2 protein-coding genes are annotated in these 5,798 nt (G+C 62.8%); one reads left to right on the top strand and one right to left on the bottom strand.

What is annotated here, in order from left to right; genetic code table 11:
- Nucleotides 1-108: 108 nt before the first annotated feature.
- The gene (locus ACRESD_RS01730) at nucleotides 109-1,329 is read right to left on the bottom strand and encodes an aspartate aminotransferase family protein (RefSeq protein ID WP_431749353.1); all 1,221 of its coding nucleotides are present in this window, start codon (nucleotides 1,327-1,329) and stop codon (nucleotides 109-111) included.
- A gap of 286 nt (nucleotides 1,330-1,615) precedes the next feature.
- Between ACRESD_RS01730 and ACRESD_RS01725 the strand changes: the two genes are divergently transcribed.
- A partial coding sequence (locus ACRESD_RS01725) for a dermonecrotic toxin domain-containing protein (RefSeq protein ID WP_431749352.1) occupies nucleotides 1,616-5,798 on the top strand: 4,183 nt, incomplete at its 3' end.

Below are 5,798 nucleotides of genomic sequence, written 5' to 3'. Positions count from 1 at the left end.
GCATTCGCGAGCAAGCCCGCTCCCACATTTGATCTTCACAGCTCCAACCAAGGAGTCCGGCATACAAAATTTGTGTTCGGGCCCCAACGCCAGGCACCGAACGGTTTATCAAGCTTGCGTCAGTGTTTTCACTGCACGTTCAAAACGGTCCAGGCCTTCCTTGATGTCCGCCTCTTCAACCACCAGGCTCGGCGCGAAACGCACCACGTCCGGGCCGGCTTGCAGGATCATCAGGTTTTCTTTCTCGGCCGCGTTGAACACGTCCTTGGCCTTGCCCTTGAACGCATCGCTCAGCACGCAACCGAGCAGCAGGCCCATGCCGCGCACTTCGGTGAAGATGCCATATTGCTTGCCGATCTGCTCCAGGCGCGCCTTGAACAGGTCGTGCTTGGCATTCACGCCAGCCAGCACTTCGGGAGTGTTGATCACGTCGATCACCGCTTCTGCCACCGCGCACGCCAGCGGGTTACCGCCGTAGGTGGTGCCATGGGTGCCGACGACCAAGTGCTTGGCCAAGTCTTCACGGGTAAGCATCGCGGCAATCGGGAAACCGCCGCCCAGGCTCTTGGCGCTGGTGAGGATGTCCGGCACCACGCCGTAGTGTTGGTAGGCGAACAGGTGGCCGCTGCGGCCCATGCCGGTCTGCACTTCGTCGAACACCAGCAACGCGTTGTTCGCGTCGCACAGTTCGCGGGCACCTTGCAGGTAGGCCAGTTCGGCCGGCAGTACGCCGCCTTCACCCTGGATCGGCTCCAATACAACGGCGCAGGTCTTGTCCGACACGGCAGCTTTCAGCGCAGCCAGGTCGTTATAAGGAACGTGAGTGATGCCGGTGATTTTAGGGCCAAAACCATCGGAGTACTTGGATTGGCCACCGACGTTGACGGTGAACAGGGTACGACCGTGGAAGCTGTTCAGCGCAGCGATGATCTCGTACTTCTCCGTACCGAAGCGGTCGAACGCGACGCGACGGGCCAGCTTGAAGGCAGCCTCGTTGGCTTCGGCGCCGGAGTTGCAGAAGAACACGCGCTCGGCAAAGGTGGCGTCGATCAGCTTATGGGCCAGGCGCAGGGCCGGCTCATTGGTGAAGACGTTGGAGACGTGCCACAGCTTGTTGGCCTGTTCGGTCAGTGCACCGACCAGCGCCGGGTGGGCGTGGCCTAATACGTTGACCGCGATGCCGCCGGCAAAGTCGATCAGCTCGCGACCCGCCTGGTCCCACACGCGCGAACCTTCGCCACGCACAGGAATGAATGCGGCCGGTGCGTAGTTGGGCACCATGACCTGGTCGAAATCGGCACGTTGCACCGGGGCTTGCTCAACGGACATCGGAGTCTCCTGAAGAGGAACGCCTGCCTGGAACTGGCGGGCGATGCAGGGATTGTAAGGACAGTTTTCAGTGCGGCCTTGTCGCCAAGCGACAACTTCTTATAGCGCCAACCCGCGTTTTACGCGGGTTTACGCCAATGCGACAAATAGCGTCGCAATGGCGCAGTTTAAACGCTGCGGGCCGTTTGCGTGAGGGCCAGACGTGCCGGCGGCATAACTATCTAAAGTCCGGCATGCCGGGGTGGCTGATTTACTCGTGGTTTCGAGCCTCCTCATGGATCTGAGCATGACAACCCCGACTTCTCCTGTACCGGCAGCCAACGATACCCACCGTCCCGACCAAGATTTTGAACCGTTGACCGGCGCCCTGCCCGGCTGGCTGCTCAGCACGTCCGTCCGCCAGCGCGAGGCGTTTAAAAAAGCCTCGCCCCTGCCTTTACCAACCGCCAACGCCGCGCAGCAAGCCGCCTTCAAACAGCTGAGCGGTGCACACTGGCAAGCCCAGAGCCGCGTCGACAACGCCCTCAAGGATCTCAAGGATGCCAAGGCGTTCGGCAAACCCTTGCTCACAGACGCCTTGAAGCAACAGTTCAATCTTGAGCTGGACGTAGAAGCGACCTTTATCCGCCTGTACATCCCGCTGACCATCCCGTGGTTTCCTATGCGATCCGGTGCTGCCCGCGCCTGGACCGTGTCACTGCTGGACGCTGCACTGCACAACTTCGAACACAAGGAAACCCTGGCGGACGCTTATGAGCCCGCCTCCACCTACATCACCCGTCCCGACGCCTTCGGCCGGTTCGACACCTTGCCAGCGATCAAACGCCAACTGCCGGTCGCATCCTTCGCACAACTGTGTCGCGACCTTGACCTGGGTGCCCGTTACATGCGCTACCTGCGTAGCGGGCTAGGCATGGACAGCCCGGTCGCCAGCGCGGTGCTGCAAACCAAGGTTGATGCCAGCCAGAAAGCCGCCCTGCGCGCAGCGCTGCAACTGGCACGTCTGCAGCAGGATATCCAGGGCGATTACGCGCAGGTGATAGAGGGTTTCATCGATGGCCGTACCGGCCTGCGCCTCGGGAAAAATGTGGTGCTCTGCCATGACTTCAGCATGATGGAGGCGCCGCTGACCGGCATCCTGCTGTTCGCACCGGACCTTGAAAACACCCGCAACGGCCAGCGGCTGGTAGCGTACGTGCCCGACGAACCTGAACACCCGATCAAGGAATACCCCTCGCCGCTGGCATTCAAGCAGGAACTGACCCGGCAACTGCGCAGTCCCGACTACCAGGCGTTCTTCAGTCGCTTCGTGGCCCATGAACACCTCGGCGCATTTTTCGCCGACCTCAGCCAGCGCCTGGAGAAAATCACCTGGCATCCCAGTGAGCAAGGCAACGGCCTGGCACCTTGGCGCGCCGAACCCACCGACGACCCCAAGCTGCAATTCTCCGCCATCCCGATCCAGGGCGACCCGTGGCTGTTCCTCTATCAATCCAGGCTGAACAAAATCCTCAACGACGCCCGCACCCTCGCGGTCGCCACCGCCATCGTGGATCGCAACGCCCGCTGGGCGCGCTGGGATGCATTCGTCAATGTGGCCTCGACGATTGTGAACACGCTGCTGATGGTGGTTGCGCCCTTCATTCCGGGGCTTGGCGAACTGATGCTGGGCTACATGGCCTATCAACTGCTCAATGACGTCTTCGAGGGCATCGTCGACTGGGCCGAAGGTCTCGACCGCGAAGCGTTCGCACACCTGATGAACCTGCTGGAGGCTGCGGTTCAACTGGGGCTGTTTACTGCCGGCACGCAGATCGGCGTGCCTGAGCTGCGCAAGTTGCTGTCACCGCAAACTCTGGCTTTCATCGATCGTTTCAAGCCGGTCACCCTCGCCAATGGCGCCCGCCGCTATTGGAAACCCGACCTCAGCCCTTACCAGCAGAAGCTGCAATTGCCGCCGCACGTGGGTATCGACGCACGCGGCCTGCATGACGTGCGCAGGGAATCGATCCTGGCGCTGGAAGGCAAACTCTATGCGGTGAAAAAGTCCCCTGAGGACGGCCAGTACCGCATCCAACACCCGACACGGGCCGACGCCTATCAACCCCAGCTGCACCACAACGAGCACGGCACCTGGCGGACCGAACTCGACCAACCGCTGCAATGGACCCAACCCACCCTGCTCGACCGCCTGGGCCACCGGGCGCAGGGCCTCAGTGACGCCGACCGCGAGTTGGCCCTGACCCTCAGCGGCACCCCTGAAGACAGCCTGCGCAAGATGCACCTTCACAGCGAGCCCCTGCCACCGTTGCTTGATGACGCCCTGGCAAGGCTGCGCATCGAGCGCGACCTGGATATCCTGATCGAGCGCCTGAACAACGATGACCCGGCGGCTTATGGCCGTATCGATCCGCAGGACCTGCTGCAACTGCTCACCGCCAACGGCTCATGGCCACACACCCGCGGCTCGCGCTTCCTGGATGATCAGGGCCGTGTGGCGTGGGTCTTCGGCGATCAGTCCAAGCCTCTGGTGCAGATTCATGAAGCACAATTGACCAACAGTGATCTGCTCAAGGCGGTGCTAAAGGCGCTGACCCCGGAAGAAATCCGCGCACAGTTTGGCGAGCGCGCCAGCGACCCGCAATTGAGCCTGGAAACCCGCGCGCACAACCTGAGAAAGCGGCTGGCCGAGATCGCACGCAAACATCGCGGCGCCCTGTTCGACTCGCGTTATGGGTTCCTGCAGTATTCCGCACACCCCCAGGCCCAGCGGTTGATCGACAGCGCACCCGGCTTGCCCGCCTCGGTTGCCGAAAAATTGCTGGGCCAGGCGACTGCGCAGGAACAGACGGCACTGCGCGAGCAACGCACGCCACCGCGCCTGGCGCAATTGGCCCAGGCAGCCCTTACCGAGGTACGCCTGTCCCGCGCCTACGAGGGGCAGCACCTGGACTCGCACATCAACCTCGACAGCGACCAACTGACACTGAGCGCACTGCGGTTGCTGCCGGGCTGGTCCACCGACGTCAACTTGCAAGCCCGGCACCGCAGCATCGACGGGCCGCTGTGGCGCAGCATCGGCCCCGACGACGCCCCCATCCGCCGCAGCCTGGTACGCCTGGACAGCGGCCGCTACGTGCCCTACGACGAACGAGGCCCGCTGTCCGGCGAGACCGACCTCTACACCGCCATCCTCCACGCCCTCCCCGATGCCCAGCGCGACCAACTGAACATCGGTATCCACCAAGGACCCGAACTGCGCGAACGCCTGCGCCAACACCCGCCGCCCCGCCACGAGCTGCGGGTACTGCTGGGCGCCGAGCCGGAGCCGGCCGTCGAAACCCTGCAACTGCTCGGCAACGATGCGGGTTACGCCCAACAACCGCCCGCAGCGGTCGGCCCGGTAAGCCTGCAGCAACGGGCACGCACCCTGTACCCCGGCCTGAGGGATACCCAACTGCACGCGCTCATTGAGCAGTTGCAGTCTCGCCCGGGCGGCGCGGCAACACAGCTCGCTCAACTGGCCCAGGAATACGCACAACTGAATCGAGACCTGCAGGTCTGGCAGACGGATATTCCGACCCACCACCCGACCACCGCCCAGGCGTTGAGCACCTGGGAGCGGCGCCAGGAGGAACAGAGTCGCCTGATGATTGCCCATCAGATCAAGCAAGCCTGGCGCCGCGAAACCGGGATCGACGATTACTACGAAGACCCGGCCCGCGACGGCCATGTACTGAACCTGAACGCCAACTTCCTTGGCGAGCTACCACGCCTGGACGCCCAGTTCGATCACATTTCCATGCTGCTGTTGGACGGCTCCGAGTATCTCCAAGGCGTGCTGCCCTTTCTCAGCCGCTTTCCCAGGCTGCGCCAGCTGGGGGTCATGAACACCCCGCTGGATGCTCTGCCCGCGCACATCACCTCGTTGCCTCAGTTGAATTCACTGCAATTGAGCAATTGCCGGATCACCCTCACGCCGGAGAGCCTGGCGCGGCTGTCGGCGATGCATCAGTTGCGTTCACTGGACCTGAGCGACAACCCGCTCAGCCTCGTCCCCAGTGTCGAGGCCCTGCCTGAACTGGTCGCCCTGGACCTGTCAAATACTGGCATCGAGCGCCTGCCGGCCGGCCTGCTCAGCCGTACGGAGCTACAAGCCGCTCTCTTGAACGACAACCGGATCAGCACCTTGCCAGAGGCCATTTTCGACTTGTCGGCCGAATCCAGCCGCCGTTTCGACCTGTCCCACAACCCGCTCTCAAGGCCGACGCTGGAGAAGGTCAAGACCTATTACCAGGCACACGGAACCTACCTGGAGGCCAATGCCCTGCCCGCGGACATGCGTGACGCACAGCAGCTGTTTCCGACGTTCCGCGAAGAGCAGATCAACCGGTTCATCTTCGACCTGCCCGGCGACATCGAGGCCGGCAGAGTGGCCCTGGCGCAATTGGCCGCCGACTATCAGACCC

Origin of the sequence: Pseudomonas sp. (assembly GCF_050739995.1) — a bacterium.
Lineage (GTDB): Bacteria > Pseudomonadota > Gammaproteobacteria > Pseudomonadales > Pseudomonadaceae > Aquipseudomonas.
The sequence above is the reverse complement of the archived record's forward strand: the minus strand, read 5'-3'. Positions and strand labels throughout refer to the sequence as shown.

Coding starts and splice junctions, on each gene's coding strand:
- ACRESD_RS01730 (WP_431749353.1), bottom strand. CDS start 1,329: ATGTCCGTTGAGCAAGCCCCGGTGCAACGTGCCGATTTCGACCAGGTC.